We start from the raw sequence: 26,293 nt of genomic DNA, 5'->3' as shown, positions 1-26,293 counted from the left end.
GTTTTTATGGTATACTTAAAATATACTAAAATAATTAAAATAATATGCCTAAAAGAAAAAGGGGGTTCGTAAACAAAGAGATTTATCACATTGCTATGAGAAGAATCGGCGACGAACTCCTTTTTAGAGATACCGACGATTATTACCGCGGGGTGTTTTCAATCTATGAATTTAATACTTCTAAGCCGACGGAAATATATATACGAAGACGCGCGCGAACCGCCGAAAAGAAAAAAGTAGGAGGTCCGACCTCCCACACTGATGAAAGAGAAAAATTAGTTGAAGTCTTGACTTTCGCGCTGATGCCAAACCACATTCACCTTCTTTTAAAACAGTTAAAAGACGGCGGGATAACTAATTTTGTAAGAAAAATTGGGTCGGGTTACCCTCTCTACTTTAGAAAGAAACACAATCAACTCAACAAAGGTTACTTTTTTCAAGGAAGATTCACTTCGGTTCATATAAAATCAGTCAGTCAATTAATAGCTGTTTTTGCCTATATCCACACCAACCCATTGTCTTTAATAGAACCTGGCTGGAAAGGAGGAAAAGTTAAAAATCCGCGAAAGGCAATTGAGTTTTTAGAAAAAAAATATAAATGGTCAAGTTATCAAGACTATCTTGGCAAAAAGAATTTTCCGTCAGTGACCGACCGAGATTTTCTTCTAGAGACAATCGGCGGGCAAGAAAGGGCCAGAGAAATCGTCAATGACTGGATAAAACATAAAAAAACCATAAAGGGGATAAATGAAGTTTCTCTAGAATGAAAACGTGGGAGGACGTGGGAGGTCGGACCTCCCACGGCTTTATTGGAATTCGGACAAGAGTTTTTTGATCGAAACTCCTACGGGCTGTTCAGCCAGAATCATCTCTTTTGACGGCAACAACTGTTCTTCTAAAGTAGGCCTTTCTTCTTTGTAGAAAACGCCTACCGGAATTTTTTCTCCCCACTCCTGAGTTTTTGCAAAAGCTTTCCTTTTATCTCTGGCATTGTGGTCAGTTTCTTCAAGCTTATAAATCCGCTGTTTATACCAAGAAAAAGTATTCAGATAATTCAGGCTGGTGCACGGCTGCAGGATATCAACCACCGAAAAGCCTTTATGATTGATCGCCTCGATTAAAATCTTTGTCAGGTGGGGAATGTCTCCGGAAAAACTACGGGCGACAAAAGTGGCCCCCGAAGCGATTGCCAAAGCCAAATGATTCAGCTGCGGTTCGACAACCCCTTGCGGGGTGGTTTTCGTTTTTATGCCTTTCTCTGATGTCGGCGAAGCCTGACCGACGGTCAAAGAATAAAGCTGGTTATTATGAATAAGACAGGTGATGTCCGGGTTTTTTCTCGAAGCGTGGATCAAATGATTTCCGCCTTCGGCCAGCTGGTCGCCATCTCCGGCGATTGCCAGCACTCTTAAACCCTTGTTGGCGATTTTAGCGCCGATGGCGAGCGGAATGGCCCGGCCGTGGATCCCTTCAAAACTGTTAACGTTCAGATAATTGGCCATGTGGCCGTGGCAGCCAATGCCGTAAACGGCAAAAATCTCATTGGATTTTAGCCGCAACTCCTGGAAAGCTCTTTGCAGAGACTCTAAAATGCCGAAATTGCCGCAGCCTTTGCACCAAACAATCTCGGCCGGAGTTTTAAAACGATCTAATTCTTTCATAAAATCTTTTTTATCTTCTTAACGATTTCTTCCGGCAAGATTGGCCTGCCGTCATACTTTAGAAGCCGATCCTCAATATTGATGCCCGTTTTTTCTTGAACCAAGCCTCCCAGCTGGCCGGTAAAATTCTGTTCGACCAGCAAAATCTTTTTGCAACTTTTAAGAAAATTTGCTGCCGACGCTGCCGGAAACGGATTCAAAAAATTAAGATGTAAAAACTTGGTTTCTATCTTTTCTTTTTTAAGAATCTTTTGGGCTTCCAAAACCGATCCTTTGTTGGATCCCCAAGAGATGAAGCCGATTTCAGCCTTTTTAGACCCGAAAACTTTCGGTCTTGGCATTTCTCTTTTCAGGGTTTCCATTTTTTTCATCCTCTTTTCCATCATCGCTTTTTTATTGGCTGGATCCTCGCTGGCAAACCCTGATTGATCGTGTTCGTAAGAACTGATGAAAATAGGGGATTCTGATTGGCCGACGATTGCCCTGGGAGAAATGCCGTTTTTTGTCAGTCGATATCTTTGATAATCTTTCGAAAAAGACAAAAGGCCGCGGTCAATCTTGACATCAGGGTCATCAATGGCAAAGGTTTTCCGGCTTTCGCATAAGTATTTGTCGGCTAAAACTATTACCGGCAGCTGATATTTTTCTGCCAAATTAAAAGCGCCTATCATCTGCCAAAAACACTCTTCAGCGTCTCCGGGAGCCAAAACCACTTTCGGAAAGTCGTCCTGAGAAGAATGTAGAACGAATCTTAAATCTCCCTGGCCGGTCCAGGTGGGCAGGCCGCTGGAAGGACCGGTTCTCTGCCCTTCAACAATAACTAAAGGAGTTTCTGTCATACCGGCCATGCCTAGGGCTTCAACCATAAGAGAAAAGCCGCCCCCGGAAGTGGCCACCATTGACCTTAAACCGCAAGTTGAGGCGCCGATGGCCGAATTGATGGCCGAGATTTCGTCTTCTGGCTGAAAGTAGACTATATTCAATTCCCTGGCTTTAGCGGCAAAATAGGCGATCATCGAGTTTATCGGCGTCATCGGGTAGGCGGCAAAGAATTTGCAGCCGGCTTTTATGGCTCCGAGGCAGAAAGCATCGTTGCCGGACAAAAGCAAGTTCTTGCCTAACTTTTCTCTGGTCAAACTGAAGGCAAGCTCTCTGCCTTTGAAGTTTTCTCTGGCAAAATCAAACCCGGCCAGGGCCACTTTGATATTCAAATCAATGACTTCCGGCGTTGCCCAGGAAAAAGTTTCCCTGATAGCTTGTTCCAAAGCCGGAAAGTCAACCCGCAGCAAAAAAGCAGTCAGGCCTAAAGCAACGTTATTCATCATCACTTCGGCGCCGCCGCTCTTTTTGGCCAGCTTTATCAAAGGAACCGAAAAAACGCTGACTCTAGGTCCAAGACCGGCGTTGACAACCTTGTCCGAATTCAAAATGACGGCCGAATTTCGAGAAAGCTCTGTCTTGTGAAAATCGAGAGCCTGCTGATTCAGAGCCACTAAGAAGTCTACCGACGAGTTCTGAAAATGAATTTCTTGACTGGAAATCCTGGCGCCGTAGACATTGTGCCCGCCGCGAATCAAAGACGGGTACTCGCTGAAATCAAAAACAAAATAACCCGACCTTAAAGCGATCTTGGAGAATACCAGACCCGAAGAGGCAATTCCTTGACCTGCCTCGCCGGCAATCTTAAAAGTGAAATCTGTTTTTCCCATTATGAAATTATAGCATCTACCTTGGCTGACTCAAAACTTAGAATCGACCTTGAGCAGCAGAGAATTGACGACCACCAAAGGCGGCTACCCGTTATAGCGTTTCATTAAAAGAGAGTTGGAAACAACGCTGACTGACGAGAAAGCCATGGCCAAAGCGGCCAAGGCAGGACTCAAAAGCCAGCCGGTTAAAGGGTAAAGAATGCCAGCGGCAACAGGAATGCCGACTATATTATAAAAGAAAGCCCAGAAAAGATTTTGTTTTATCTTCTTTAAGGTGTAACTGCTAAGGCCAATGGCCTTAATCACGTCCCGAAGATCATCTTTAATCAAAACGATTTCTCCGGTTTCCATGGCAACATCGGTACCCGAACCCAAGGCGATTCCCAGATTGGCCTGAGCTAGGGCGGGCGCGTCATTTATCCCATCGCCCACCATTGCCACCACATTTCCTTTTGATTGTAGTTTTTTGATTTCGGCTGATTTTTCTTGCGGCAAGACTTCAGCTAAAACATAATCAATGCCAACTTCCTGGGCTATTGCCTGAGCAACCCGCTTATTGTCTCCGGTAATAATAGCTACTTTTTTGCCCATTTTATGGAGCGCCGCCACCGCCTCTTTGGAATTTTCTTTCAAGGTATCGGCCACGGCAATAAGGCCAACAATTTCTTTTCCGAGGGCTAAAATCATGGCGGTTTTCCCCTGGTTTTCCAATTCAATCATTTTCGCCTCAAAAGGAAAAGAATCAATTTCGTTTTCTGCCATTAGCTTTCTTGTGCCTAAAAATATCTTTTTGCCCTCGAAATCCGCGGTAATACCTTTTCCCGGAATCGCCTGAAAACTTTGAACTTCAAATAGTTCTAAATTCTCTTCTTTGGCCTTATTAACAATTGCCTGGGCAAGCGGATGCTCGGAATTTTTTTCTATAGAAGCGGCTATTTGCAGAATATTAAGTTTCCCTGTCTGTCCGGCAGGTAGGGAATTTGAAATTTCTATAATATCAGTAACAACTGGCTCGCCGCGAGTTAATGTCCCTGTCTTATCAAAAACCACCACATTGACGCTATTGGCAATTTCCAAAGCTTTTCCGCTTTTGATTAAAATGCCTCTTTGGGCTGCCAGACCCGTACCCATCATCACTGCTGTTGGCGTGGCCAATCCCAAAGCGCAAGGGCAGGCAATAATCAAAACAGCGACGAAGGCAGTCAAAGCAAAACTAAAAGGCTGGCCCAGCAAAAGCCAGACAACCAAGGACAAAACCGCGATTGCCATTACCGCCGGAACGAAATAAAAAGAAACTTTGTCGGCCAAGAGCTGAATTGGGGCTTTTGATCCCATTGCCTGTTCAACGATACGAATGATTTGGGCAAAAAGAGTGTCCTTGCCAACGCGGGTGGCCCGGAATTTTAAAACTCCGGTTTGGTTGAGAGTGGCGCCGATAACCTCGTCGCCGGCTTTTTTCTCAAGCGGAATGCTTTCTCCGGTAATCACTTTTTGGTCAACGCTTGAATAGCCATCAATGACAATACCGTCAACCGGAATTTTCCCTCCCGGTTTCACCATTAAGATGTCTCCTACCTCTACCTCGGAAATCTGAACTTGAATCTCTTGCCCATTTCTTATAACAATGGCTGTTTTAGGCTGGACGCCAATTAATTTTTTAATCGCCTCGCTCGTTTTCCCTTTAGTTAGGGACTCTAAATACTTACCCAGGGAAATGAAAACCAAAATTAAGGCGGCGCTTTCAAAATAGAGATGAGCATCTATTTCTTTACCGGTAAATATTAAAACAGAAACGACTACGCTGTAAAAATAAGCGACGGCGGTACCGATAAAAATCAGGGAATCCATGTTGGGCGAAAAACGCAGCAGTTTTTTAAAACCCGTTTGCCAAATGCCAAAAGCAGAAAGTATAACGGCTGTCGTCAAAATAAGCTGGATAAAAATCCCGTATTTCTCAAAGAACATCGGCATTGGCAAGCCCAGCATTTCTCCCATGATCATATAGATAATCGGCAGACTGAAAGACAAAGCGGCTATAAATCGATTTTTCAGTTTTTTAATTTCCGAGGCCTTTTCATCCTTGTGATGATCTTGAATTTCATCCTCAAGACCTTCTTCTCTGGCCTTATAACCCGATTTTTCGATCATTTCCTGAATTCCAGCAATGTTAATCTTGATTGGATCAAACTCCAAATAGGCCTTTTCTGTAGCAAAATTGACGCTAACTGATTTTATACCCTCCTCGCTTTTTAGCGCATTTTCAATAATAGTTGAACACGAAGCGCAATGCATGCCTGAAATTTTTAAGATTGTTTTTTCCATATAACTTATTTCATCAAGATTTTGATTAGAACATTAAATCTAAAACTCGTTCCAAATCAACTTGTTTAATAATTATATCTTCATTCCTAACCTCTAAATTCGGGTTAATCGGCCCGGGATTGCATCCGCCTTTTTCGGTAGCGATTTTCTCTATTGGATAACGATTGCCGCAATTATTGCAAACTATTTCATCTCCTTCCTGACGAAACCCTTTTCTCTCGCCGAAACACACTTGGCAAGCATTAGCCGCAGCTCGGTAAATATTGTTTTTATCTTTGACCACAAAAAAATAAATTGTTTTTCCATTTGGCATCTCAATATTGTAAAAACGGGCTTTGTTGTCGTTAAAAGTTACGGCAGACAATCCAACTTCTCCATTTTCTAAGACCACCTTGCCGCCTTTTTCGCCAAGAAAGGGTTTTTCGGCCTGAACCGGAGATGGTTGGGCTTGAGGATTCTGCTCGTTATCCGCCTGACAGGCAAACAATTCTTTTAATTCCTCGAAAGTTCTATAGCCGGAATAAACTTTTTCATTAATGACAAAAGTCGGCACGCCTTGAAATTTATGGCGAACCGGCCCTATTGCCGCGTTAATTTTTGTCACTTTTATCCCCAATTGTTCAATCTTTTCAAGCGTGCCTTCGTTTTTGACTTTCTGGCACCATTCGCATCCGTCAAGATAATAAAAAATTATTTCCTTGACTTGACACTGGCTTTGCCCAATATCTTTCTTTTCCGGTTTTCTCAAAAGGAAAAATCCTCCGACAATCAAAACAGCGACTATAACGACAAAAATCGGCCAATATTTTTTCCCTTGATGATTTGTAACATTTCTACTTTTCCCCATATTTTTACTCCTTACAACAATCAATAATTTGTTTTACAATTGTCCCTAATTTTCCCCAAAAACCCTTCTTCTCCTGATCGTGTACATCTAATTGGTTATCATCAATTTTTTTAACATCACCGGGGTTAACAAGTTTCAAATTTATTCCCCAGAACAAAGAATAAAGCTGGTAAGCTTTAGAAAAAAGTTCTTCTGCTTCCTTCCTGTTCTCTTGATGCAGATACTTCGTGCCGACTTCAATTAATCTCATACTGGCCGCAAGCAAGTGCTTTTGGATGCACCAGATTTCGCCTTCCGACTCTTTAATCAATTTTTTCATCAAAGCTTTGCGCATTTCGCGAACTTCATTAAGGAAATCAAAATATTCTGTTTTTTCCGTCTTAGATGCGGTAAAGAAAAAATGTTCTTCAAGGCTGACTAAATTCATCACGGCGATGCTTAAATCTTCGTCAGAAGATAAATCAAGCTGATGCTCCTTTTTTAACTTATCTATTTTGGTCAACAGCTCGTCCATTTGCGGCAATTGATTGATCATATTTATTTTAAGATAAAGTATAAAATGAAGCTAAAAGTAATGAGTAAGGCAAGAGCTACTAAAACTTTTTGATGCGAAATATAAATCTTGCCTTGATTTTGCTTTCTTAAAAATTTATCTAAATAAGGCGAAGCCGAGAGGAGTAAATTGCCAAGAATTATGCCGAAAAACATTTTATCAATGCCGAAAATTTTATTGTAAGGGCTTAAACCGCCAAATCTATATAAAGAAAGTACTGCAAGGCCGTAAAAAGTAAAAAGAATCAAAAAGAGCTGAAACTTTATTCTCTTCCCTTTTCTAATCAAAAAGTTATTGAGCACCATCGAAACAGAAAGAATAAAACCGCCGAGCCAAAGGCCGATAATTGTGTCGTCAACTCCGAGCCAGCGGAAAATTCCCAGAAACGTTCCTGTTGCCACAACGCATAAGGGGCAAAAGGCCAAAGCCTTAACTGGCAAAAAGGATAAAATGGAACTCAATCCCGTTGTCAATAAAACAAAATAATTTTTGATGTTTCTCATAAATTATTGATTGAGCAAACCGTCAATTATCTGCTTAAACGAATCGTAAGGCAATGCTCCGCTTACTAATTGTCCGTTGATAAAAGTGGCCGGGGTGCCATTAACTCCTTTTTCTGTTCCTTCCTGAAAATCAGCCTGAACTTTTTGGGCGAATTTCCCCGAATCAAGGCATTCATTAAATTTCCCGCTGTTTAATCCCAAATCTTTTGCCCATTGTTTAAACCTGTCTAAACTATAGCCCTCGGGTTGGTTTTCAAATAATTTATCGTGATATTCCCAAAATTTGCCCTGCTCTGCTGTACACTCGGATGCCTCGGCCGCTTTTTGGGCGTTGGGATGAAACCCTAAAGGAAAATGTTTGTAAACTAATCTTACTTTTTCTTTATAATCGTCTAAAATTTTAATCAGAGTTGGATTGTGCCTGGCGCTAAAAGGACATTCAAAACAGGAAAATTCAACCAAAGTAATCGGCGCATTGAAATCGCCGCGAATGTGGCTATCTTCGGTAATTTCAAATTGAGCAATTGGTATTTGATCCGGTTGAGAAGGTTGAGGATTGTTGGCTGGAACCTCTTGTTCTCGAGGTGCCCCTGCGCCAACGCTAGCTGTCAAGTTACCCGGGGAAAATTTGTTTAACAAAACGACATTGAGGATTAAAGAGATAAGACTAAAACCGACTAATAAGTACAGAAGAAGCATTATTTTGGGCAGACCAGCTGGTTCTTCGGTTTTTTCCCCGCCCGCAGGCAGGTTTTTTAATTCTTCTTCCAATCCAGCTTCTTCTATCTTGACAACTTGGTAATCGCCGGCTTCCTTAATTGCCCGGTAAAGATCATCTTCGGTAATTTTTTCTTCGTCATAGACGACAACGCCTTTTTGCGAATCAAAATTAACTTTTGTATTAATCATTCCGCTTAAATCCTTTAATTTTTCCTCAATTAAAGTGGCGCAAGATTGACAATGCATGCCTTTAATTTTGAATTTCGCTTTTTTCATAGCTTTTTAATTTATTAATTATTAATTATTCTAAAAAAATCATTACCGAGCGCAACTGCCACCGCCGCCGCCGCAACCGCAGCCTTTGGCGCCGGAGGGTATAACATCACTATCATCTGTATTTGCGGCTTGAGCGGAAGCGTTGGAGTTTTTTGCTGCGACCTTGCCATCAACCACTTCTATAATGCCGGAAACCATTCCCATCCAGCAGGAAAACTTGTATTTTCCCGGCTTTTCTGGGGTAAATTCTTTAACGCTTGTCTGACCAAGAGTAAGAGGGATTTCTTCACTGAATAAACCTTTTGAAATAATAGCGTTAGTGCAGCCGCTTGTCCCCACGTCATTAATCTCCCATCTTACCGGAACGCCCGCTTTGACCTTGAAGTAATTTGGCTTATAGCCATAGGAAAAGGCGTCCATTTTTATAATCTGCTTGCCGCCGACGATAGGGGCCAGCCCTTCCCCGCTGTTATTAGAAACCCGTTGGCCAGGGTTAAGTTTTAATTTTATATCGCTAAAACTGGGGAGTCCCAAAACATTTAACTGGGCATTGACGTTATAAAGAGCGAAAAACAAAACCAGAACACCGGCAACTTTTAAAAATTTATGGGACAAATGAGGCTTCTGGAAAAATTTAACCGCTGATAAGCCGATTGCCAAAAGGGCCGGTAATGTTCCCAAGGCAAAGAAAAGCATGATTAAAGCGCCTTGAGTCGCGCTTCCGGAAATCAAAGCCAGTCCCTGGACAGTGATGGTAAAGCCGCAAGGCAAAAAGAAAGTAAAAGCTCCCATTAAAAAGGGCATGTATTTCCCCTGAAAATTGGTTTCATCGGCAATCCGCCTGGTTATAAATTTTGGCATTGTAAACTGAAATTTTCGGAAAGCTTTTGCGCCCAGCATTTGCAAGCCCAAAAAAGCCATGATCAGGGAAACCGCAATTACTAAAAATGAGGTGAAACCTAGGGATATTTGTAATTTACTGCCAATGGCTCCCAACAAAGCCCCTAAAACCGCATAAGAGATAATTCTGCCAAAGTTAAACATTAAATGGGGCTGAAGCTTGTTTAAAACCGTATCTTTTTCTGAATAGAGTTGCAGCCATTGTTTTGACATAGAAAGAATTAAGCCGCCGACTAGAGCTGCACAGCTTGAAATCCCAGCCATCAATCCCAATAGAAAAAACGTTGGCAAAGACGAAGTTGAATTGACATTTATTAGGCCAAGAAGGCCGCTATTTTTAAGAATGAAGAAGCCGGCAATAAAAAGCAAAGCCGAGCCGGCGATTGTGAAAAAGCTACTTCTTTCTTTTTCCCCTACGGTTTTTATTGGGTGGTCAAAGAAAAGATAATTTTCTCTTTTAAAAATTTCATTTAATTTACTCGTATCTGGCCTCTGACCCTGATAAACCACCACAACCTTTCCCTTATCAGTTGAGGCCTCAACTGATTCTATTTCCTTTAGAGCCAATAGTTTTTTCTCGATCAAAACTTCGCAGGAAGCGCAATGCATTCCTTCGACGAAATAGATGTGTTCTTTTCTTACCGGCAGAATTTTCTCTCTGCTTTCTATTTTAAAACCAAGTTTCTCTATCTCTTCTACTATCTTATTAAAAGAGATAATATTGTCGTCAAACTCTATAACAGTTCCTCCATTCTTTTCATCAACAATAATGTCTTTCACTCCTTCTAGGATGTCAACCTCGGTCTCAATCAACGCTTTATCATTTTCTGAGCGGATATTTTCAATTTGAATTTTTATTTTTTTGAACATACTGGTTAATTGTCTAATTTATTTATTAAATAACTTCGTGACTTTTAGAATTTCGTCGATCATTTCCTGTATTCTTTTCTCATTTCTTGTTTTCATTGCTTTCTTAAAACAGGTGTTAAGATGGTTTTCCATCAACTGCTGATGGGCAGATTTCAAAAGCCCGATCACTGCTAAATTTTGCTGCATAATATTGATGCAGTATTCATTGGCCTTGACCATTTCGGTGACTTTAGCAATCAAGCTTTGGGCTTTTTTAAAGCCGACTAACGCTTTTTGCTTTTGGTTTGTCATTTTATTATTGCCTGCTTACCGGCAGGCAGGGTTATTTAATTATCGATCTCTACCCGTACCTATGGTACAGGTATTATTGATAGTATACGGCTCATCTAGCCTTGTCAAGCCAGGACTTCTCATCTTAATAGTTCTGTGCTAAAAATTAGGTGGCGGGGGAACGCGGGTGTAACACAATGGCAGTGTGATAGCTTTCCAAGCTATTTATGTGGGTTCGATTCCCATCGCCCGCTCCATAATTAGACTTTCATCTTTTTGATTTTGTGCGCGCCCATTGAGGATTCTCCAAATGAGGTTTAAAGATTAAGTAATTGTCTTGATTGAAGTTAAGAGGTAAGATAGGTATATGTATAAGAAAATAATCACAATATTGATCGCGGGGATAGTGTTTACTGCCGGACTTATAATGGGTTTTGGCGGCTATGTTTTTGCTGGCGATTACAATAGCTCAATATCAAATAGCTCAACAGCAATAGTAAACCAGCAAGTTGGAGATATTCTTCTGCGCTACGGAGTCGGCGGCGCGGAGATTAATAAGGTTACCGACGCTCTGGCTGTCGGCATTAGCGCAGTTGATCTCAAGGCAACGCTGGTTAAGTTCGGCGTAAGCGACGCCGGGATTGCAGAAGTTTTTGCGGAACTTGATCGGCTTGGCGCTGGAGACACTCCACAATCTGCGCCTGCAACAGGCACTATTAATATCAAAGACGAGAAAGGGGGCGCTGTGCCGTCAGCGGCAGAAGCAGAGTCGGCACCAGCGACAACCCCACAAGCCGGTTTTAAAGATATTTCAGGGTTGGAAAGCGAAACCGAGATAATTGAAATCAAGGATGGCGATGATATGACTATCCGTAAGCGCCCCGGGAGAACAAAATACTCAAATATAACCCTGGAAAGAGCAGTATTTCACGATACCTCAAAGAACACCATACAGAATATCAAAGCCGCCGCGCCCGAGGAGCGAAAAAACTTAATAGACGAATTGCGAGTCAGCCGCGAGACATTTCAGACAGAGATAGTATCAACGAGTTTGAATATTCGCGAGAACGCAAAAGAACTTCGCGATAATTTCCGAAAAAACGAAAAAACAACAATAGGCCATGATAAATTTGAGACAGCGCGTATTGCTGTGGCTCATGGCAAAGGATTGCGAATGCTCAATCGTTTTCGTTCCGCCACAGCCCGCTTTGACCATATTCTTGGTAGATTAGAGTCGCGAATAGAAAAAATTAGAAAGGTATACTACCAGGACAGAATTGGAAATGAAGCTGGAATCGAGTGGGCCGCAGGGCAAGCCGGCGGGCCAGACATGGCTATTCGTATTGAGGAAGCGAAAAATATGCAGGTTGAAAACGAAGCGAAATTAGTAGAGCTTCAAGTCAAATACGAATCGTTGCTTTCGGGTGAAAATCCTCAAAGAGTCGCAGAAGAAGCTCGCCAAATAGCAAAAGAGTTGAAATCAGAAATAGAAAAGCTTCACGCCAAACTACGCGAGATCGCGACAGCAGTTGGAGGATTTATTAAGATTCAAGGAATTCCAGGCAAATAATCATATGAACAAAAACACACTTATTATTATAGTCATAGCGCTCATCATTATTGTCGGGGGAGCATTGCTTTTCTTGACTCGCGGACCCTCATATCAAAAAGAATTCCTGACGATTGAGCAGGATTTGACGCCGATTGAATTGTCTCAAGAAGAACAACAGGCGCTCAAAGACGAAGGACTTCAACTTCCCTCTGGAAAAGATGCGGCCGCGAAAAATTTGCAAAGCGTGCGTTCTTCTGACGAGCTGGGCGCTATTGAAGCCGACCTCAACGAAACCGATCTTTCTGGACTTAATGCCGAACTTAACGCAATTGAAAACGATCTCTCCGGGTTATAATCACAATAGGTTCGAGCGGACTCATATAATTACTCCCAAGTCCAACCAATTACAGTTAGACGAGATAGTCAAGTCTGGCTTGACCAGTTTATATAAATGAGATACTGCGTTTACACCCTATTTACAATTCTCTTTTCCAGAAAATTGACAAAATCGCGCCAAATTCAGGATTTAAGAACAAATTTGTTCGTACCGGTGAAGGTGACAGTCACCTAATAAGAGAAAAAACTCTAAATCAAAGGTCAATCGTTTAAAATTTAATTTTTAATTAAAATATGAAAAAGATAAAAATTGGGTTAATAGTTTTGGGTTCGATAGCACTGGTTGGTTTAGTTGCGACCGGAATGATTTCAGCTCAGACTTCTCTTCAGGGAAAAATTATTGCCCTGGATGCTGGTCATGGCGGAGATGAAGTAGGAGCACAATATCCGGCAAACTCTGGTACAAGTGCCACGATTTATGAAAAGGATGTCAATTTAGCGGTGGTTTATGCCTTAAAAGCAAAATTAGAAGGGGCCGGTGCCATAGTCGTTTTAACTCGAAAATGTGATGAGACCATTTCCAGTCGAAAAAGTAGAGTGGATATGGCAATAGAGGAGTGCAAGAGTTTAGGCAGGAAATGCGATGCTTTGGTTTCGGTTCATCATAATGGTTCAACTAACTCTACGGATGATGGCTTGCTGGTGATTTACAATGAGAGACAAGATAAACCTCTGGCCATTGCTTTACATGACGCCTTATGGACGGGACTTACTAAACCGCCCGAACCAAATGTTTATAAAGACGAAGGTTTAGACAACGGCGGTTACGGAATGACGGTTTATGGCCATTTGGTTTCTGCTTTAACTGAAGCTTATTACATCACCAATGACTGGGAGGCTCAACAATATCTAAACGGAACATCAACCCAAGTTTGTTCTAATTCTGACGGATCTGCTAAATTCGTTCTTAATGGAGATAGAGTAAATCAAGAAGCCGATGCTCTCTATATAGGATTGATTAATTATTTCAATGCTTCTCCAACAAAGCCAGGAGGAAAACCGGGAGGAAAGTAAATCAGCTTCGTTGACGACAGTCATCAATGAACTAGAATTGACGACAGTCATCAATGGACTTATTTTACATTGTTGTCCCGTAGAATCATTGCTATCGCAGTAATTCTACGGGGCGGTGAACTTGGAAAATAGTTATGGAAATTGGAAAATAGAAAATAATCACTAATTTCTATTGACTATTTTTCATTTTCTTGCCGGTTGCTTAACCAGGTTAAGCACCCGAGTCAAGCGCCTGTCTTATACCTGACTTTTTCAAAGCGGCAAGTGTCTTACATCTCAAACCAGGACAAATCCGGCGTCAACCGCAAAGCCGGCAGCCGCCTAAGAAAAACTTACTACAACATTTAAGAGAGACGACCGTCTGTTCTAAATGTTGCACTTCCCTTTCGTTGACGATAGTCGTCAATGTTGGCTAATGTTACACCCCGTTCTCGTTGACGACTTATCATTGCTATAGCAGTTTTAAGACGTCAACCCTCAAAACGCTTTTTTCTCGTTTGTTTTTCTTCATTAAAATTTGCTTAAAACAGAGTCCCTGCGGATGAATCCGTGTTTTCTTTATCTCAAAGCCGCTTGAATACCCCGTGGTCTTGCCGCGGGGATGAAAAGCGGCAATTAATAATAAAAATACATTGGGAGAGAAGATACCCTGCGGTCTCGCCGCAGGGAGCTTCATTTTGTCATAAAAACAAATTGGGTTATCTTGTTTAGGATAACCCAACTGTTTAGGAATTGTGAACCTTACGACTGTTGAAGGTTTTTTTTCGCCTCCTCTAAATTTTTGATCGCCAGTTTTATGCAATGAACCATCCTGCTTGCTTCCCCGACAGCGAGACTCCCCAGAGCTGCTCGTAAATTTGACTGTGCCCGGGCAAGCGATTTCACCACCGGTCGAACCCTCATCTGGCTAAGATTCAGATAAACTCTAACCAGATAAGCCCTCAATCCTTGGTCGTTTACTGAAATGCCTTTCAGTAAATCTTTTACCGGCTGGCTGGAAAGGGCAAAAAGGAGACTTTTCTGAGCAAGGGCAATCTCTTCGTTGAGAACTTTCAAGAGAATTGCCGCTGCTTTTTCTCTCCCTGCTAAGCGTGTAATGATGCGGTGGATTTCTTCTCTTCGACGCCGATAATCGTATCCCAAACCGCTGAGTCTATCGCCACTGTGTTCCAACGCCCTTTCTTCGATTTTGGCGAGATTGTTGGAAATCCCTTGGAGTTCTTGAGGATAACTTTCAAGCAATATGTGCCATTGCTGACGCTGAAAGTGCAGCGCATCCTCAAGGTGCTGATAGATAAGCACTAAGAGGTCTCCATTGTCTAGGCGATAAAAACCTCTTTCCCTTTGTTCTTCGGGGCTCATGATTTCTACTCTCTTGTCGGCAACAAGATCATAATGAAATTTCAATGGATCCCACCGAGGAACAAGAATGGTTCCCTTTCCAAGCCAGTAGCGAGTTGAGACTTTACCTCCTTTTTGATAACAGGTCCTTCTTAGGCGGGCATTCTCGGCAACAATAAGCACTCTTGTTCCGAAAAGGGAGGCTACCTCGAGAATTCCTTTTTCCTGCCACTCCCACAGCCAAGCTGCTCGAATGGCGAGCAACCCTTTCTTCAGAGCCATTTCTTCCTCCTTCCTTTCTGTATCTGTTTGTTCTGAGAACTGTTAAAGGTTCTTCTATGTTTACAAATATCTTAACCCAAAAGAAATGTCAACTAGTTCTTCGTTGGATTCAAGTTTCCAATGCAACGATCAAATCTGGTAAATCGGACATCGCATGTCTGACTGAGGTAAAATAAGTGGAAATATTGGACATCGCATGTCCTATAAATGTCCTGTAAATCGAGAAAGGCATTCTTCTTGGAGAATTTGGTTGAATCTTTCTAAGTATCCATTGCAACCCCAGGAGTTAAATATTAGAGCTAAACTCTTGTATGTTTTGTTCATGTCTATCATCTTAAACTAGATTTGATTATTGCGTTAGCTTCTTGAACTCAGCTTCGCTGATGCAAAAAGCAGCTTTCAAAAGAAGCTGCTTTTTGTTTTTTTCAAAAACAAAACTTATCTGCCGAATAAATACCAGACAGCAATGACAACCAGGACCGAAGCAATCGCGGCCAATATATAGGCTGTTTTTTTGTTGCCTAAAAGATTTTTTAACATACTACCTGGCGTGTTCAACTATTCTTAATTCCCTGATTAAGCTGACTTTTATTTCCCCGGGATACCTTAATTCTTCCTGGATCCTTTGGGCGATTTCTTTGGCCATTTTTTTGGCGGTCAGATCGTCAATTTCTTCCGGCTTGACAAAAACCCTGATTTCTCTTCCGGCTTGCAAAGCCCAAGCTTTTTCAACTCCGGGAAAACTGGTGGCGATCTTTTCTAAATCCCCTAATCTCTTTAAGTAATTTTCGGCCGTATCTTTCCTGGCTCCGGGCCTGGCTCCGGAAATCTGGTCTGCCGCCTGGACCAATAAGGCTTCCAGATTTTCGTAGGGATAATCTTCGTGGTGGGATTTCATGGCTGAAATCACTTCTTTTTCGGCGCCAAACTTCTCCAAAATCTTGACGCCGATATCGACGTGAGAACCTTCAATCTGCTGGTCGACTGCTTTGCCGATATCGTGCAAAAGGCCGGCCTTTTTGGCTACCTGGGCGTTGGCTCCGACTTCATCAGCCAAAGCGGTTGCCAAATGAGAAACTTCGATCGAGTGCAAAAGGACGTTCTGGCCGTAACTGGTTCTGAACTTTAACCTGCCCAAAAGCTGAACTAATTTCGGGTCTAGGCCGACGATGCCGACTTCGTAAATGGCGGCTTCTCCGGCGTCCCTAACTTGCTTGGAAATTTCAGATTCTGCTCTGGCGACTTCATCCTCTATTCTGGCCGGCTGGATTCTTCCGTCTTGAATCAGCTTTTCAAGAGCGGTCTTGGCGATCTGTCGGCGGACCGGATCAAACCCGGAAATGACCAGAACTTGAGGAGTTTCGTCAATGATCACCTCGACTCCGGTCAGCTTTTCCAGGGTTCTGATATTCCTTCCTTCCTTGCCGATAATTCTGCCTTTGAGTTCGTCGTTGGGAAGGGCAACCGTGGTTGTCGTAATCTCCTGGACCTGGGAAAGAGCCTGTTTTTGGATAGCCACAGCCAGAATCTCCTTGGCCTTCTTTTCGAACTGGTCGCGGCCGTTCTCCTCGAGCTTTCTCATTCTCTCGAGAATTTCCCGCTGAGACTCGGCTTCCACTTTTTTCAACAGCTCTTCTTTGGCTTCTGCGCCCGAAAGGCCAGCGACTCTTTCCAGTTCGGCTTTTGTCTTGGCTTCCAATTCTTCGATGCTCTTTTTCACCGCCTTCAGCTTTTCCACCTTTTCGATGAAGTCTTGTTCGCGCTCCTCGATCTGGTCTATTCTTTCTTCCAAAAGATTTTCTCTTTTCAAAAGCAGGCCTTCCGCCCTAAAGATCTGCTGGTGGCGGGTTTCCGTTTCTTTCTGGGTCGTCTCGAGCAGCTTTTGAGCTTTAACTCTGGATTCGGCCAGGATCGTTTCCGCCTCGGCCTTTGCCTGGGAAATCATCTTGCCGAGTTTCTCCTCGATGGTGCCGAGTTTCCTCTTGGCGATCGACTGGCGGGCGAAATACCCCAAGACCGCGCCTGCGGCTAAAGCCAAAGCCGCGACAATAATATAGAGTAATTGTTCCATATTTTGGGCAACCTAAGTCTGCTGCACCAAACTGGTTTGCTTTTTAAACCTTGGTTTTAATGACTTTATCGATCAAACCGTAGGTTTGCGCCTCTTCGGCGGAAAGATAAAAATCGCGATCGGTGTCTTTCTCAATCTTCGCCAACGGCTGACCGGTATGTTTTGATAGAATCTCATTCAGCTTTTCCCTTATCTTAAGAATCTGCCTGGCGGTTATCTCAATTTCAACAGCTTGGCCGCTGACCCCGCCGGCTACCTGATGCAGCAGGATTTCGCAGTTGGGAAGGGCAAATCTTTTGCCTTTCTTTCCCGCCGCCAGCAAGGTTGCTCCCATCGAAGCCGCTATCCCGAGACAGACAGTCGAGACATCGGCTTTTATATACTGAATGGTGTCATAGATCGCCAAGCCAGCTGTCACCGATCCTCCCGGGGTATTGATGTAAAGCTGAATGTCCTTACCCGAGTCTTTGGAATCCAAAAATAACATTTGGGCAATGATTGAATTTGCCAAAACGTCGCTGATCGGCCCGACTAAAAATATAATCCTTTCTTTTAAAAGCCTTGAATAGATGTCATAGGCTCTTTCGCCAAATTGAGATTTTTCAATTACGGTTGGAATGAGATTCATAAAAACAATATAGCAAAAATTTGCCTTTTAGTAAAGGCCGTGGGATGCTCTAAACCAAAAAGTTAACGATTAGCAGAGCGACGATGTTGACAATCTTGATCATTGAGCTCAAGGCCGGCCCGACCGCATCTTTATAGAAATTGCCTGCGGCGGCGCCGGTGATTGCCGCTTGGCAAGCTGGGCTTCCTTTGCCGCCGTAATTGCCTTGCTCAATATACCCTCTGGCATTATTCCAGACGGCTCCTCCTAAAATCATAGAAATTGCCAGAAGCAGGCCGGCAACAAGACAGCCGATCAAAACCCCGGCTAAAACCAACGGGCCGAAGATAAGGCCGGCAGCGACCGGGAGAAAAACCGGCAACAAGCCGAAAACGGGCACCTGCCTGAATACAACCGTGGCAATCGCCTCTGCTAACTTTCTAAATTCCGGCTTTTCCTGCTCTTTGGTTTCGTAAGAAAAATTCTTAAATTCATCTGTAACTTTGCCGGCCGTCCTGCCAATAAAGCTTACGAGTAAAAAAGTAAAAGCGCAGGGAAGCAGACTGCCTAAAAATAACCCTGCAATAATTTTTGGCTCATCCAGAAAAATTTGAAATCTGGCCCCGGAAGAAATTAATTCCTGGTTGAAGGCGAAAAAAAGAATTAGAGCAGCCAGACTCGCTGAAACAACAGCATAAGTCCCGGCCATAGCCTCAATAGTCTCGGCAGTTCCGGAAAAACCCGCAAAATTATCTCTAAGGCGGCAAAAGACGCTGATAGAAACTGCGATTGCGGCCCAAGAAATCACGGATGCGGCTGCCAGGGCAACTCCGTAAATCCCGGCTGCCAAGAAAGAAAGAAAAACTCCTAAGAAAACCAAGGCTGCCGGCGCAATCGTTGACTGTATCCCGACCGCTAAACCTACAATAATGTTTGCGTCCTGACCGATTTGTGAAGCCGAAGCGACCGTTTTCACCGGTTTCCGCTTTGTCGAAGCAAAGTAAATGGCGGCAATGAAAATGCCGACGGCAACCGCCAACCCGGCCAGCGAAGCAAGATAAAGCCCGCTTCCTGAAATCGGAAGAGACGCCGGCAAATCAATTTTCCTGATCGCCAGATAAAAACCGATGGCTGCTATTGGAATAGACACGCCCAGCCATTTGTGAAAAGTTCCGATTATCTCTCGGTTTTCGCCAAAGCCGACAAAAAAGCTGCCGACGACGGCGGCAAGAATCGTTATCGCCGCCAGAAGAATCGGCAAAAACGCCAGCGATGCATTTCCCGGAAATAAAGTCTCAGCCAGAATCACCGCCGAAACCAGAACAATAACATAAGTCCCAAAGAGATCCACCGCCGCGGCAATAGATCTGTTAATCCCGCTGCCGGCCCCGGTCTTCTTAAGATTATCTTCAAGAGTTTCTTTTTCGGGATTGTCGGCCAGATCTTTTCTGATGCTGACCGTTCCGAAATAGATTCCTGAAATGATCCTGCCGAAAGCCGAAATCAGATTTCCTCCCAGAGACAATGAAACTAAAACTTTTAAGTCGTGAGTAAAAAAACAAAAGACCGAAACAGCCAAAAGACCGATGCCGACGACTGAAAGCCCGAGCGCCAAGCTGCTTTTGAAAGAGGTTTTTAGGGATTTTCCCGCTGTTTCTATTCCTCTAAAATCACTGCCATAGAGAGCCGCTTTCCCCAAAAGTCCGACTATGACCGCAGCCAAAACTCCGACTAAAAAACCGAGTCCGGATTTAAAACCGAATGCCGTCCAGAGAATTAAAAAAAACAGGGGAGCGACGACGGCGATCATTCGATACTCTCTTTTCAGAAAAGTTTCCTCCCAGACGTTCTGAAAAAACCCAACTTTTGGATCTGCTTTAGCAGAAATCTTCCGAACTTGCCTGATCAGAAAAAAGACGAAAACCAAACTGAAAAACGAGACGACTATAGGAAAATAAAGCATGAGTTGTTACCTGACAAACAAAGTCGCCAGAGCCAAGGTCAAAGTTCCCAACAACTTGATCAGAACGTGCAGAGACGGACCGGCCGTATCCTTAAAAGGATCTCCGACGGTGTCTCCGGTAACTGCCGCCTGATGGGCAAAGGATTTTTTCCCGCCCAAGTTTCCGGCCTCGATGAATTTTTTGGCATTGTCCCAGGCCCCGCCGGCATTATTCATTACCGTTGCCAAAAGAACGCCAACAATTGTTCCTATCATTATCAGGCCGGCCACGGCTTCTGCTCCTAAAATCAAGCCAACTGCCACCGGAATGCCGGCAGCTAATAATCCTGGCAAAATCATTTCTTTTAAAGCCCCTCTGGTGGTAATGTCTATGCATTTAGAATAATCTGGCTTGCTCTTTCCCGCCATAATCCCGGGATCTTCTTTGAACTGCCGGCGAACTTCGTTGACTATGAGAAAAGCGGCTCTGCCGACAGCCCTGATGGCGAGAGAACTGAAAAGAAAAATCAGCATTGCTCCTATAAATCCGCCTACAAAAACTTCTACCTTGGTTAAATCCACGATCGTTAATTTTGCTTCTTCCAAGTATGCCGAGAAAAGCAAAAAGGCTGCTAAAGCGGCGCTTCCCATGGCATAGCCTTTTGTCAGAGCTTTTGTCGTATTCCCGGCAGAGTCTAACTTATCGGTAATCTTTCGAGCTTCTTGAGGCACTCCTGACATTTCGACAATGCCTCCGGCATTATCGGTGATCGGGCCAAAAGTATCCATGGCCAAGATATAGGCAGCCGTGGCTAACATTCCCATAGTGGCAACAGCGGTGCCATAAAGCCCTCCTCCCTCAAAACCGGTCATGGCTCCTAATTTGAAAGACCCCATAAGAGCCAAGGAAATAGTAACTACGGTAGCGGCCGTGCACTCTAACCCGACTGAAAATCCAGTGATAATATTGGTGGCGTGGCCGGTTTCAGAAGCCCGGGCAATTTCTCTTACCGGCCGGTACTTTGCTTCGGTATAATATTGGGTGATAAAAACAAAGGCAAGGCTGGCTAAAATGCCCACCAATCCTGCATAGAAAAACAAAACATTTCCCAGCATCTCCATGGTCACAAAATAAAAAGCTATGGCAGATAAAAAGCTCGTCACAAAATAGCCCTTATTCAAAGCTTTCATCGGCTCGTCGGTTTCTTTGGCCTTAGCCGCCAGAATGCCGACAATGCTGCAAAGAAGACCAAAGGCGCGCACCACCAGGGGAAAAAGGATGCCGTTGATTCCAAAATGGGGGAATAAAACTACTCCTAGAATCATGGCGCCGATATTTTCAGCAGCCGTTGACTCAAAAAGATCAGCCCCTCTGCCGGCGCAGTCGCCAACATTGTCTCCGACCAGGTCAGCAATGACCGCCGGATTTCTGGGATCGTCTTCGGGAATGCCGGCTTCGATCTTTCCCACCAGGTCGGCGCCGACATCGGCGGCCTTGGTGTAAATTCCTCCTCCCAATTGGGCAAAAAGAGCAACCAAAGAAGCTCCAAATCCAAAACCGACAATCAAAGAGGGGATGCTGACTACCTCGTAGCCAAAAAAATCATAGATGAGGTAAAGGCTGCTGATTCCTAAAAGGCTCATCGCCACAATTGTTATTCCAGAAACCGCCCCTCCCCTAAGAGCAATGGTTAAGGCTTTAGAAAAACTGGTTTGAGCCGCGCTGGCGACCCGAACGTTAGACCTGACGGCAATCCACATGCCGATAAATCCTGAAAAAAGAGAACAAGCGGCTCCGAATATGAAAGCTGCCGAAACCTGAAAACCGTAAATCCAGTTTCCGCTAAAGCCGTAAGCCGCTAATAAAATCAAGGCTAGCAGGCCGGCGATTGCAGCAATGGTCTGATATTGTGTTTTCAGAAAAGCATTTGCCCCTTGCTTGATAATTTCAAAGATCTCCCTCATTTTGTCTGTTCCCTGGGAACATTTTTTAACCCAGAGAGTCAGATAAAAGGCAAAGCCTAGGGCTAAAAAGGAGATAACGATTGGAATGGCTAGCATATTATGAATTATTGTTTTTTACTTTTTTCTCCTCTTTTTCAGAAGAAGTTTTGGCTTTCTTTGAAATTGTCTTTTCCGGTTTCTTTTCTTTCACTTTAGCTTCTTTTCCTTCAGGCTTTACCTCTTCGTCTTTGTCCGATTCTGGCTCTCCTCCGACTTCGGCTTCGTTCCTAATGTCGATTTTCCAGCCGGACAGCTTGGCTGCCAGCCTGACGTTCTGGCCGTCTTTGCCGATAGCCAAAGACAGCTGGTCTTCAGGAACAATTGCGAGAGCCGTATTTTTTTCTTTGATTTTTACTTCCAAAACCTTGGCCGGACTGAGAGCGTTGGCAATCAGCTCTTGAGGGTCTTCCGACCAATGGACAATGTCGATTTTCTCTCCGCCGAGCTCGCTGATGACCGTCATCACTCTAGTGCCTCTCTGGCCGACAGTGGCGCCGATCGGATCGATTCTGTCGTCGTTTGAAACTACGGCGATCTTCGATCGGGAACCGGCTTCCCTGGCGATTGATTTTATTTGGACCTGGCCGGAGGCAATTTCCGGAACCTCCAATTCAAAGAGCTTGGAAATCAGTTTCGGATGGGATCTGGAAAGAAAAATAACCGGCCCGCGGGGAGTGCTCTCGGTTTTCAGAAGATAGACTTTCAGCCTCTGGCCGAGCCGGTAAAACTCTCCGGGCACCTGCTCTTCCCTGGTTAGAATTCCTAAGGCTTTGCCGATATTCAAAAAAATGTTTCTGCCTTCGATCCGTTGGATGATTCCGGAAATCGCCTCGCCTTCCTTTGCCTGGAACTCGAAGAAAACCGTTTCCTTCTCAATCTCCTTGATCTTCTGCAAGACCACTTGTTTTGCCGTCTGGGCGGCGATCCTTCCGAAAGACGAAGCTCCTTTCGTCTCCAAAGGGAACTCTAATTCTTCTCCGGCTTTTACTCCCTTTTTTATCTTTTTGGCTTCGGCGATCAGCAAATGCCTTTCGGGATTAAACCTGACTTTTTTTTCGGCTTCGATTTCCTCTCTCGAACCAAAGGGTTCTAACCTCGGCAAGTTTTTCATCTCCTCCAACTCTTTCTCGGAATAAATCATCTTGTCGTCGACGACCAACTTCACCTGCCAAACCTTGATTTCGCCGGTGTCTAAATCCAGCTTTGCCTTAAGCATCTGGCCTTTTTTGCCGTAATCCTTTTTATAAGCCGAGGCTAGAGCTTGTTCAATGGTTTCAATAACTTTTTCTCTAGGTATGCCCCTTTCTTCGGAAATCTGATTGATGGCGATTGTAAACGATTTTAAGTCCATAATAGAATAGAAAAACCTTCTAAATTAAAGGTCTAAATAGTAATTGATTCAGAATAGCAGAGAGATGAGAAATTATCAATATTGCGCCAATGCTTGAACGATCGGACGGGCCCGGGGAGAATCGCTCCGATAATGCCACTAAACCATAGGCCCTACTTTCCCATTCTTCTTTCTGTTTGGCTATATTGCTCTACGGCTTTTTTAAATTCCGCCACGGAAAAATCAGGATAAAGAGTTTTAGTAAAATATATCTGAGCGTCAGCCACGTCCCACATCATCACTCCTGATGATAAATGGGACCAATTATCCTGTTCGCTGCCAGTACGAATGACTAAATCAACCGCCGGCAAATCTTTTGTCCAGAGATTGTTCTTAATCAATTTTTCATCAATTTTGAATTTTGATTTTTGACCCACTCGACTTTGCTCGGGATTAATTCTAAGTTTATCGAAGAATTGATTCTTGATTTTAGCAATCCTCTGGATTGCACTCGTCATTTCATCAATCCCGCTGTAAGCCATTAAAAAGGTTAATTGATAATTTTTATAATCTTTGGTTTTTAAAATCGCTTCTTCCATCACCCGCTTTACACTTTCAGGAAATAATTCTCTCCAACGGCCGATAACATTGATCTTAATTTTATTTTGATGGACTTCTTTGCTCCTGGCCAATTTTTTAAAATGCTGCTCAAAAAGCTTGAATAAAAAATTAACTTCCGAAGATGACCTTTTGGTAACATTATCAAGCGAGGTTCCCCAAAAAGTAAAATAAGGAATCTTTAATTCTAAAACAGCCTTTAAAATTTTCTCAAGTGTCTTGGCCCCTTGGCGATGACCAAAAAAAGGAGGCAACCCCTTCTTTCTTGCCCAACGCCGGTTGCCGTCGGGCATAATAACAATATGATTTGGTAAATTCATGATTGGCGCCGCATTCAATAAACAAAAAATATGTTGTGGACCCGGGGAGAATTGAATTCCCGCCTCTACAACCCGCCTCCGTTATTTTATGGACCCAGCCAGAACCCCGAAGCATCCGCCCCTGGCGGAGCTACGGGGTAGGTCGAACTTGCCCCCGCCATGTCCCGATAGTTTTGGTGGAACGTACGAAATTGTTTGACAATTTTTACGTTCTTACAACGTTTAAATTTGCTTTGCAAACTTATTTCGTTGTGGACCCAGGCAGACTCGAACTGCCGTTTCCACAATGCGAATGTGGCGTCTTACCACTGGACCATGGGCCCCTAAACAGAAATGAAATTTCTGTCGGGCTCGACGCAAACCCCTATGGTTTGCGTATAGAGCCCTCTATGCAGAAATCCTTTGACGGATTTCTGCCGAGCCCGACGCGTAAGCGTTTAGGGCTTTTTTCTATGCCGAATAACTTCCAATAGTTTCAAAAACCGCGTCAGGATAAAAACAATCAGGATTTCCACCGTCAAAAGAGAAATGTCCCTCAAGGTGCCGACCGGATACCCTTCTTTTGAAAAACTATAATATCCCTTGCTGAAAAAATTGGCTACATATAGCAGGGTCGTCAACAAAATCCAGCCGTAGACAAAAATTTCTCCCTGGCGCTTTTCTTGTTTATCGCCCAACCACCTCAAGAGTTCTTTGTGCAAAGAATAGACCAAAACGACCGCCAGATAAAAAAGGTTAAACTGCGCTGGCAAAAAACTGCCCCGGGTGAAAAAATCGATCGCCATCAGAGCCATCGTCGCCAGGGTGACGATCGAGCAAATGACGAAAAGGTGTTGGTTAATTCTGGTTTCGACCTTCCTCAAATTATTATTTTGACCAACCATAATATTTTGCCCTTAGTTCCTAATTAATCAAAAATTAAGCATATCTTTTGTTTTTATACCGAACGCCTGAGCAAATTTCTTAATCGTCAAAAGAGATGGATTTCTCAAGCCTCTTTCCATACTACTAATATATGTTCGGTGAACTCCTAAAATCTCTGCCACATCGCCTTGCGACATCTTCTTCTTCAAGCGAATTTCCCTAATTCTCTTGCCGAATTTTTTAATCTCGCTGCGCATAAAGTTATCCACAATTAGCTCTTGTTCCAATATAGCGCTTAGTATAAAATAAATCTATAGAGAACAATAAGTCTATACCAATGGCGAAACTTATTAAAATCGGCTGCATCCAGTGCGGCAAATCAACTTTCCGAAGCCGCGGGCGAATGAATGAAAACCAAAAACTCGGCTGGAAGGTTTATTGTTCACGAAAATGCGAATATCAGCATAAAAACAGGAGGCAATTATTATCCTGTGAAAATTGTGGCAAGCATCTTCAGAGGTCTCCTCATGCGATTTCTCCTCATAATTATTGTTCACAATCTTGCGGAGCAATAGTAAATAATAAAAAACGGCCAGAAAGAAACGCTAAAAAGATAAAATGCAAGAATTGTGGAAAAGAATTTAAAAGATGGATTGTGGGCAATAAAAAATATTGCTCGATGGATTGTTTCGCAAAAGCAAAATTATACAACAAAGAAAAACTTTTAGAAATTATAAAAAATACTGCTAAAAAATTGAGGAGGGTGCCAACTAAGCGTGAGTTTTTAGGAGGGATAGATAAAGCATGTGTTAGATTTTTTGGCTCTTGGAATAAAGCAGTTTCTGCGGCAGGATTTATTCCAAACAGATCTCATGATAATAGGATGTATAAACGATCTAACGCTAAATCCTTAGATGGTCACTTATGCGATTCTATTTCGGAACTTTTGATTGACAATTGGTTTCATAAAAACAATATTTTGCACGAAAGAGATGCTTGTTACCCTGAAACGAATCACAAAGCAGATTGGGTAATCTCAACTGGAGACAAAAAGGTATTTGTCGAGTATTTTGGATTAGCGAATGATAGCCCTAGATACGATCGAACTATAAAGGAGAAAAGGAAACTTTGTCAGAAAAACAAAATCTTTCTAATAGCAATCTACCCTCGAGATCTTTACCCTAAAAACCTTCTAGAAGATAATCTAAAAAGGAAATTCAAAAATTTTATAAATGGTGGTGTTGGTCGGGGCGCTGGGATTTGAACCCAGAAATCTCACCCTCCCGAAGGGTGCATGTTACCATTACACCACGCCCCGTAA

General features: G+C 43.2%; 24 protein-coding genes and 3 tRNA genes. 6 read left to right on the top strand and 21 right to left on the bottom strand.

The genetic code is table 11. The features are described 5' to 3' along the window. The first annotated feature begins 44 nt into the window (after positions 1-44). Complete coding sequence (locus Q8N16_03960; protein ID MDP3093890.1) at positions 45-767, top strand: transposase; 723 nt, start codon at positions 45-47, stop codon at positions 765-767. Positions 768-806: 39 nt separating this feature from the next. Here Q8N16_03960 and Q8N16_03955 read toward each other — a convergent pair whose 3' ends face one another. The 9 genes from Q8N16_03955 to Q8N16_03915 all read right to left on the bottom strand — a co-directional run bounded on the left by Q8N16_03955 (position 807) and on the right by Q8N16_03915 (position 10,652). Continuing rightward, the gene (locus Q8N16_03955) at positions 807-1,661 is read right to left on the bottom strand and encodes a thiamine pyrophosphate-dependent enzyme (protein MDP3093889.1); all 855 of its coding nucleotides are present in this window, start codon (positions 1,659-1,661) and stop codon (positions 807-809) included. Next, entirely contained in the window at positions 1,658-3,370 is a 1,713-nt protein-coding gene (locus Q8N16_03950) for a 2-oxoacid:acceptor oxidoreductase subunit alpha (protein ID MDP3093888.1), read from the bottom strand. The genes Q8N16_03955 and Q8N16_03950 overlap by 4 nt, the downstream gene beginning before the upstream one ends. A gap of 84 nt (positions 3,371-3,454) precedes the next feature. Further along, a complete protein-coding gene (locus Q8N16_03945) occupies positions 3,455-5,692 on the bottom strand; it encodes a heavy metal translocating P-type ATPase (GenBank protein MDP3093887.1) in 2,238 nt (745 codons plus the stop codon). Positions 5,693-5,717: 25 nt separating this feature from the next. After that, complete coding sequence (locus tag Q8N16_03940; GenBank protein ID MDP3093886.1) at positions 5,718-6,539, bottom strand: Fe-S-containing protein; 822 nt, start codon at positions 6,537-6,539, stop codon at positions 5,718-5,720. Between the two features lie 4 nt (positions 6,540-6,543). Then, positions 6,544-7,074 (bottom strand): hypothetical protein, encoded by a 531-nt coding sequence (locus tag Q8N16_03935; protein ID MDP3093885.1) that lies wholly within the window; start codon positions 7,072-7,074, stop codon positions 6,544-6,546. Between the two features lie 2 nt (positions 7,075-7,076). After that, on the bottom strand, positions 7,077-7,595 hold the full coding sequence (locus tag Q8N16_03930) for a hypothetical protein (protein ID MDP3093884.1): 519 nt from the start codon (positions 7,593-7,595) through the stop codon (positions 7,077-7,079). 3 nt (positions 7,596-7,598) lie between these two features. Beyond that, positions 7,599-8,591: a thioredoxin domain-containing protein gene (locus Q8N16_03925; GenBank protein MDP3093883.1), complete on the bottom strand. Its 993-nt coding sequence runs from the start codon at positions 8,589-8,591 to the stop codon at positions 7,599-7,601. A gap of 42 nt (positions 8,592-8,633) precedes the next feature. Continuing rightward, positions 8,634-10,361: a sulfite exporter TauE/SafE family protein gene (locus Q8N16_03920; GenBank protein MDP3093882.1), complete on the bottom strand. Its 1,728-nt coding sequence runs from the start codon at positions 10,359-10,361 to the stop codon at positions 8,634-8,636. 18 nt (positions 10,362-10,379) lie between these two features. Next, positions 10,380-10,652: a metal-sensing transcriptional repressor gene (locus Q8N16_03915; protein ID MDP3093881.1), complete on the bottom strand. Its 273-nt coding sequence runs from the start codon at positions 10,650-10,652 to the stop codon at positions 10,380-10,382. Between the two features lie 162 nt (positions 10,653-10,814). On the opposite strand from Q8N16_03915, the gene Q8N16_03910 reads away from it, so the two are divergent. From Q8N16_03910 to Q8N16_03895, 4 genes are all read left to right on the top strand, one after another. Continuing rightward, positions 10,815-10,888: transfer RNA gene (locus tag Q8N16_03910), tRNA-Gly, on the top strand. Between the two features lie 110 nt (positions 10,889-10,998). Then, positions 10,999-12,201 (top strand): phage tail protein, encoded by a 1,203-nt coding sequence (locus tag Q8N16_03905; GenBank protein MDP3093880.1) that lies wholly within the window; start codon positions 10,999-11,001, stop codon positions 12,199-12,201. Positions 12,202-12,205: 4 nt separating this feature from the next. Then, positions 12,206-12,538 carry a hypothetical protein gene (locus tag Q8N16_03900; GenBank protein MDP3093879.1) on the top strand — a complete coding sequence of 111 codons (333 nt, stop codon included), beginning with the start codon at positions 12,206-12,208 and terminating at the stop codon, positions 12,536-12,538. Positions 12,539-12,813: 275 nt separating this feature from the next. Next, positions 12,814-13,593: an N-acetylmuramoyl-L-alanine amidase gene (locus Q8N16_03895; GenBank protein MDP3093878.1), complete on the top strand. Its 780-nt coding sequence runs from the start codon at positions 12,814-12,816 to the stop codon at positions 13,591-13,593. Positions 13,594-14,044: 451 nt separating this feature from the next. Here Q8N16_03895 and Q8N16_03890 read toward each other — a convergent pair whose 3' ends face one another. The 11 genes from Q8N16_03890 to Q8N16_03840 form a co-directional block, all read right to left on the bottom strand. Next, positions 14,045-14,314 carry a hypothetical protein gene (locus Q8N16_03890; protein ID MDP3093877.1) on the bottom strand — a complete coding sequence of 90 codons (270 nt, stop codon included), beginning with the start codon at positions 14,312-14,314 and terminating at the stop codon, positions 14,045-14,047. A 20-nt stretch (positions 14,315-14,334) separates the two neighbouring features. Further along, positions 14,335-15,216 (bottom strand): hypothetical protein, encoded by an 882-nt coding sequence (locus Q8N16_03885; GenBank protein ID MDP3093876.1) that lies wholly within the window; start codon positions 15,214-15,216, stop codon positions 14,335-14,337. A 541-nt stretch (positions 15,217-15,757) separates the two neighbouring features. Further along, positions 15,758-17,287: a ribonuclease Y gene (gene rny, locus Q8N16_03880; GenBank protein MDP3093875.1), complete on the bottom strand. Its 1,530-nt coding sequence runs from the start codon at positions 17,285-17,287 to the stop codon at positions 15,758-15,760. Positions 17,288-17,330: 43 nt separating this feature from the next. Next, on the bottom strand, positions 17,331-17,915 hold the full coding sequence (gene clpP / locus Q8N16_03875) for an ATP-dependent Clp endopeptidase proteolytic subunit ClpP (protein MDP3093874.1): 585 nt from the start codon (positions 17,913-17,915) through the stop codon (positions 17,331-17,333). Positions 17,916-17,964: 49 nt separating this feature from the next. Further along, positions 17,965-19,857 carry a sodium/proton-translocating pyrophosphatase gene (locus tag Q8N16_03870; GenBank protein ID MDP3093873.1) on the bottom strand — a complete coding sequence of 631 codons (1,893 nt, stop codon included), beginning with the start codon at positions 19,855-19,857 and terminating at the stop codon, positions 17,965-17,967. A 6-nt stretch (positions 19,858-19,863) separates the two neighbouring features. Further along, entirely contained in the window at positions 19,864-21,897 is a 2,034-nt protein-coding gene (locus Q8N16_03865) for a sodium-translocating pyrophosphatase (protein ID MDP3093872.1), read from the bottom strand. 1 nt (position 21,898) lies between these two features. Then, positions 21,899-23,191 carry a transcription termination factor NusA gene (gene nusA, locus Q8N16_03860; GenBank protein ID MDP3093871.1) on the bottom strand — a complete coding sequence of 431 codons (1,293 nt, stop codon included), beginning with the start codon at positions 23,189-23,191 and terminating at the stop codon, positions 21,899-21,901. Between the two features lie 152 nt (positions 23,192-23,343). Then, positions 23,344-24,108: a polyprenyl diphosphate synthase gene (gene uppS / locus Q8N16_03855; protein MDP3093870.1), complete on the bottom strand. Its 765-nt coding sequence runs from the start codon at positions 24,106-24,108 to the stop codon at positions 23,344-23,346. A gap of 252 nt (positions 24,109-24,360) precedes the next feature. Further along, positions 24,361-24,431: transfer RNA gene (locus Q8N16_03850), tRNA-Ala, on the bottom strand. A 114-nt stretch (positions 24,432-24,545) separates the two neighbouring features. Further along, complete coding sequence (locus tag Q8N16_03845; GenBank protein ID MDP3093869.1) at positions 24,546-24,992, bottom strand: hypothetical protein; 447 nt, start codon at positions 24,990-24,992, stop codon at positions 24,546-24,548. A 27-nt stretch (positions 24,993-25,019) separates the two neighbouring features. Then, positions 25,020-25,229, bottom strand: coding sequence for a helix-turn-helix transcriptional regulator (locus Q8N16_03840; GenBank protein ID MDP3093868.1), 210 nt, complete (start codon positions 25,227-25,229; stop codon positions 25,020-25,022). An 80-nt stretch (positions 25,230-25,309) separates the two neighbouring features. Here Q8N16_03840 and Q8N16_03835 point away from each other — a divergent pair, with 80 nt between their 5' ends. After that, complete coding sequence (locus Q8N16_03835) at positions 25,310-26,236, top strand: hypothetical protein (GenBank protein ID MDP3093867.1); 927 nt, start codon at positions 25,310-25,312, stop codon at positions 26,234-26,236. Here Q8N16_03835 and Q8N16_03830 read toward each other — a convergent pair. Next, positions 26,215-26,290, bottom strand: a tRNA-Pro gene (locus tag Q8N16_03830). The two genes, Q8N16_03835 and Q8N16_03830, sit on opposite strands and share 22 nt — an antisense overlap. Between the last annotated feature and the right edge of the window lie 3 nt (positions 26,291-26,293).

This window comes from bacterium (assembly GCA_030693425.1).
Classification (GTDB): Bacteria; Patescibacteriota; Minisyncoccia; order Minisyncoccales; family GWA2-46-15; genus GWA2-46-15.
The sequence above is the reverse complement of the archived record's forward strand: the minus strand, read 5'-3'. Positions and strand labels throughout refer to the sequence as shown.

Excerpts from the sequence above, each read along its gene's own strand:
- Q8N16_03945 (MDP3093887.1), bottom strand. The coding sequence starts at position 5,692 with ATGGAAAAAACAATCTTAAAAATTTCAGGCATGCATTGCGCTTCGTGT.
- Q8N16_03865 (MDP3093872.1), bottom strand. The coding sequence starts at position 21,897 with ATGCTAGCCATTCCAATCGTTATCTCCTTTTTAGCCCTAGGCTTTGCC.
- Q8N16_03870 (MDP3093873.1), bottom strand. The coding sequence starts at position 19,857 with ATGCTTTATTTTCCTATAGTCGTCTCGTTTTTCAGTTTGGTTTTCGTC.
- Q8N16_03955 (MDP3093889.1), bottom strand. The coding sequence starts at position 1,661 with ATGAAAGAATTAGATCGTTTTAAAACTCCGGCCGAGATTGTTTGGTGC.
- Q8N16_03935 (MDP3093885.1), bottom strand. The coding sequence starts at position 7,074 with ATGATCAATCAATTGCCGCAAATGGACGAGCTGTTGACCAAAATAGAT.
- Q8N16_03925 (MDP3093883.1), bottom strand. The coding sequence starts at position 8,591 with ATGAAAAAAGCGAAATTCAAAATTAAAGGCATGCATTGTCAATCTTGC.
- Q8N16_03905 (MDP3093880.1), top strand. The coding sequence starts at position 10,999 with ATGTATAAGAAAATAATCACAATATTGATCGCGGGGATAGTGTTTACT.
- Q8N16_03835 (MDP3093867.1), top strand. The coding sequence starts at position 25,310 with ATGGCGAAACTTATTAAAATCGGCTGCATCCAGTGCGGCAAATCAACT.
- nusA (MDP3093871.1), bottom strand. The coding sequence starts at position 23,191 with ATGGACTTAAAATCGTTTACAATCGCCATCAATCAGATTTCCGAAGAA.
- uppS (MDP3093870.1), bottom strand. The coding sequence starts at position 24,108 with ATGAATTTACCAAATCATATTGTTATTATGCCCGACGGCAACCGGCGT.
- Q8N16_03930 (MDP3093884.1), bottom strand. The coding sequence starts at position 7,595 with ATGAGAAACATCAAAAATTATTTTGTTTTATTGACAACGGGATTGAGT.
- Q8N16_03845 (MDP3093869.1), bottom strand. The coding sequence starts at position 24,992 with ATGGTTGGTCAAAATAATAATTTGAGGAAGGTCGAAACCAGAATTAAC.
- Q8N16_03840 (MDP3093868.1), bottom strand. The coding sequence starts at position 25,229 with ATGCGCAGCGAGATTAAAAAATTCGGCAAGAGAATTAGGGAAATTCGC.
- clpP (MDP3093874.1), bottom strand. The coding sequence starts at position 17,915 with ATGAATCTCATTCCAACCGTAATTGAAAAATCTCAATTTGGCGAAAGA.
- Q8N16_03940 (MDP3093886.1), bottom strand. The coding sequence starts at position 6,539 with ATGGGGAAAAGTAGAAATGTTACAAATCATCAAGGGAAAAAATATTGG.
- Q8N16_03885 (MDP3093876.1), bottom strand. The coding sequence starts at position 15,216 with ATGGCTCTGAAGAAAGGGTTGCTCGCCATTCGAGCAGCTTGGCTGTGG.
- Q8N16_03900 (MDP3093879.1), top strand. The coding sequence starts at position 12,206 with ATGAACAAAAACACACTTATTATTATAGTCATAGCGCTCATCATTATT.
- Q8N16_03920 (MDP3093882.1), bottom strand. The coding sequence starts at position 10,361 with ATGTTCAAAAAAATAAAAATTCAAATTGAAAATATCCGCTCAGAAAAT.
- Q8N16_03960 (MDP3093890.1), top strand. The coding sequence starts at position 45 with ATGCCTAAAAGAAAAAGGGGGTTCGTAAACAAAGAGATTTATCACATT.
- Q8N16_03895 (MDP3093878.1), top strand. The coding sequence starts at position 12,814 with ATGAAAAAGATAAAAATTGGGTTAATAGTTTTGGGTTCGATAGCACTG.
- Q8N16_03915 (MDP3093881.1), bottom strand. The coding sequence starts at position 10,652 with ATGACAAACCAAAAGCAAAAAGCGTTAGTCGGCTTTAAAAAAGCCCAA.
- Q8N16_03950 (MDP3093888.1), bottom strand. The coding sequence starts at position 3,370 with ATGGGAAAAACAGATTTCACTTTTAAGATTGCCGGCGAGGCAGGTCAA.
- rny (MDP3093875.1), bottom strand. The coding sequence starts at position 17,287 with ATGGAACAATTACTCTATATTATTGTCGCGGCTTTGGCTTTAGCCGCA.